Raw genomic sequence first — 3,939 nt, forward strand, 5'->3', positions numbered from 1 at the left:
TGGTTGCGGGGGCAGGATTTGAACCTGCGGCCTTCAGGTTATGAGCCTGACGAGCTACCGGGCTGCTCCACCCCGCGCCATGGTATTTTGCCTTGGCAAAACGCCGTTTTATTTGGGCCGGTTTTGCCTTTGGCAAGATACCGTTCTATTTCGAGGTTTTGATCTGTTGGTCCAACAGATAAAGGCCGCTTGCGGGCGGCCTCGATTTGGGCTTTGCCCTTTTTTTGTGATTGAGAAGGAAGTTTTGTTTTGCGTTTAGCAGACCTGGCAGCGCCCTACTCTCCCGCGTCTTGAGACGAAGTACCATTGGCGCAGGGGTTTTTCACGGCCGTGTTCGGAAAGGGAACGGGTGGGGGAACCCCGCAATGACCACCAGGTCAGCTAAAGGCAAAACTCATGCTTTGGCATGGGTGCGCGAACGCATCCATGCTGTTTGCATGTTGATCGAGAAGCTGGATTTTGTGACACGTCTTGGGCAGGCCGTATGGCACCTTCGGAGCTTCAGCTCCGCAAGGCCAGAGGCCGTCGCGCTTGGTAGCGCGGCCCGTCCGGAGCGTAGCGGCGAAGCCGCGACAGCGTCAGGACATAAAGATGGCTCTGCTCATCTGTGATGAGCATGAGCAATGGGAACGAAGAAGTTCTGTCGAGCGATTAGTACCGGTAAGCTTCATGCATTGCTGCACTTCCACACCCGGCCTATCAACGTGGTCGTCTTCCACGGCTCTGATAGGGAATACTCGTTTTCAGGTGGGTTTCCCGCTTAGATGCCTTCAGCGGTTATCCCGTCCATATATAGCTACCCTGCTATGCCGTTGGCACGACAACAGGTCCACCAGAGATATGTCCATCCCGGTCCTCTCGTACTAGGGACAGATCCTGTCAATATTCCTACACCCACGGCAGATAGGGACCGAACTGTCTCACGACGTTCTGAACCCAGCTCACGTACCGCTTTAATTGGCGAACAGCCAAACCCTTGGGACCTGCTCCAGCCCCAGGATGCGATGAGCCGACATCGAGGTGCCAAACAACCCCGTCGATATGGACTCTTGGGGGTCATCAGCCTGTTATCCCCGGCGTACCTTTTATCCGTTGAGCGATGGCCCTTCCACACGGGACCACCGGATCACTATGACCGACTTTCGTCTCTGCTCGACTTGTCAGTCTCGCAGTCAGGCTGGCTTATGCCATTGCACTCGACGACCGATTTCCGACCGGTCTGAGCCAACCATCGCGCGCCTCCGTTACTCTTTCGGAGGCGACCGCCCCAGTCAAACTACCCACCATACACTGTCCCGGACCCGGATGACGGGCCGCGGTTAGACATCCATGACGATAAGGGTGGTATTTCAAGGATGGCTCCACCCGAACTGGCGTCCGAGCTTCAAAGCCTACCACCTATCCTACACATGCCGACACGAATGCCAGTGTAAAGCTATAGTAAAGGTGCACGGGGTCTTTCCGTCTGACCGCAGGAACCCCGCATCTTCACGGGGAATTCAATTTCACTGAGTCTCTGCTGGAGACAGCGGGGAAGTCGTTACGCCATTCGTGCAGGTCGGAACTTACCCGACAAGGAATTTCGCTACCTTAGGACCGTTATAGTTACGGCCGCCGTTTACTGGGGCTTCGATTCAAAGCTTGCACCTCTCCTCTTAACCTTCCAGCACCGGGCAGGCGTCAGACCCTATACGTCGTCTTTAGACTTCGCAGAGCCCTGTGTTTTTGATAAACAGTCGCTACCCCCTGGTCTGTGCCACCCTCTCATACTTGCGTATAAAAGGGTCACGCTTCTTCCGAAGTTACGCGTGCAATTTGCCGAGTTCCTTCAGCAGAGTTCTCTCAAGCGCCTTGGTATACTCTACCTGACCACCTGTGTCGGTTTCGGGTACGGTCTTTAACGGTGGAGCTATTTCCTGGAACCGCTTCCCCGCACGATCAATCCAATAAGATCGTACAAGTTACGCAATCCGTCACTACCACCAGGCCCACGATTATTAACGTGGTTCCCATCACCTACGCCTTTCGGCCTCGGCTTAGGGGCCGGCTAACCCTGCTCAGATTAACTTTAAGCAGGAACCCTTGGTCTTTCGGCGAGAGGGTCTCTCACCCTCTTTATCGTTACTCATGTCAACATTCGCACTTCCGATACCTCCAGGGCTCCTCACGGATACCCCTTCATCGGCTTACGGAACGCTCCGCTACCACACATACTTGCGTATGCATCCTCAGCTTCGGTGCATGGCTTCAGCCCCGTTACATTTTCGGCGCAAAGACCCTTATTTAGACCAGTGAGCTGTTACGCTTTCTTTAAATGATGGCTGCTTCTAAGCCAACATCCTGGTTGTTTTGGGATCCTCACATCCTTTCCCACTTAGCCATGACTTGGGGACCTTAGCTGGAGGTCAGGGTTGTTGCCCTCTTCACGACGGACGTTAGCACCCGCCGTGTGTCTGCCGAGTAGTACTCCACGGTATTCGGAGTTTGGTTAGGATCAGTAAGACGGTGAGTCCCCATAGCCCATCCAGTGCTCTACCCCCGTGGGTATTCGCTCGACGCTCTACCTAAATAGATTTCGCGGAGAACCAGCTATCTCCGAGTTTGATTGGCCTTTCACCCCTAGCCACAAGTCATCCCAATCTATTGCAACAGATGCGGGTTCGGCCCTCCAGTTGGTGTTACCCAACCTTCAGCCTGCTCATGGCTAGATCACTCGGTTTCGGGTCTAATGCAACGAACTAAAACGCCCTCTTCAGACTCGCTTTCGCTACGCCTACACCTACCGGCTTAAGCTTGCTCGTTACACTAAGTCGTTGACCCATTATACAAAAGGTACGCGGTCAGCCTTGCGGCCTCCCACTGTTTGTAGGCATCCGGTTTCAGGTACTATTTCACTCCCCTCGTCGGGGTGCTTTTCACCTTTCCCTCACGGTACTTGTTCGCTATCGGTCATGCACGAGTACTTAGGCTTGGAGAGTGGTCTCCCCATGTTCAGACAGGATTTCACGTGTCCCGCCCTACTCTAGGACATTACAAGCATTTACGCGTACGGGGCTATCACCCACTCTGGCCGAGTTTCCCAACTCGTTCCGCTTTGTCTTGCAATGCCACTGGCCTGGTCCGCGTTCGCTCGCCACTACTTGCGGAGTCTCGGTTGATGTCCTTTCCTGCGGGTACTTAGATGTTTCAGTTCCCCGCGTTCGCTTCTTACACCCTATGTATTCAGGTGCAGATACCTTATTAACGATACCTAGAAACCTGTGCAGTTGGAGAGCCCTTCCCAGCGTTAATAAGGACTTTCGTCCTCACGCTGTCGTGGCTTGCGCCACTTCGCTCCGGACAGGGCGGCGCATCAGCGCCGACGGCCATCCGGCCTTGCGAAGCGCAAACGCGCTTCGAGCCCAGTTCCCTCGAACCCGTCGAGGAAAAAGGACCAAGGTCTCAACTGAACAGATTTTCTAGGCATCTAAGGTGGGTTTCCCCATTCGGATATCCATGGATCAAAGCTTATTCGCAGCTCCCCACGGCTTTTCGCAGCGTATCACGTCCTTCTTCGCCTGTGCATGCCAAGGCATCCACCAAATGCCCTTAAGTCACTTCTTCGTTCTCATTGCCAATGCTCATCTTTGCTTGGTTCAGCAAACCTTTCCTCCTCGCTTACGCTCGGAGGGGTGCTGAACCTGGCCATACGGGCAGGGTTTCCCTTGCCGCTTTGTTGTATGACCCGTATCCCCGCTAACGATAAAACAGGGACACAAACAACAGGGTTACCTTTTACAACCCCGTTTGAAGATGCCATCGACGTGTCGATCCGGTCTCGCTGAAGATCACGCCGAGCGATCTTCGAGCCGGATCATTAGACCAGCTTCTCGAGATCGATCCGAGGATGCGCGGTCAGGCAACATCCACCAAACCGTCGGTCAGACAAAGGCCAAAACC

1 tRNA gene and 2 rRNA genes are annotated in these 3,939 nt (G+C 54.3%); all 3 read right to left on the minus strand.

Going from position 1 to position 3,939, the window contains the following annotated elements:
* Positions 1-77, minus strand: a tRNA-Met gene (locus P7F60_RS30550).
* Between the two features lie 185 nt (positions 78-262).
* Positions 263-377, minus strand: a 5S ribosomal RNA gene (gene rrf, locus P7F60_RS30555).
* A gap of 252 nt (positions 378-629) precedes the next feature.
* Positions 630-3,603 (minus strand): 23S ribosomal RNA (locus tag P7F60_RS30560).
* Between the last annotated feature and the right edge of the window lie 336 nt (positions 3,604-3,939).

Origin of the sequence: Rhizobium sp. YJ-22, from assembly GCF_029601685.1 — a bacterium.
In the GTDB taxonomy this organism is placed as follows: domain Bacteria; phylum Pseudomonadota; class Alphaproteobacteria; order Rhizobiales; family Rhizobiaceae; genus Metarhizobium.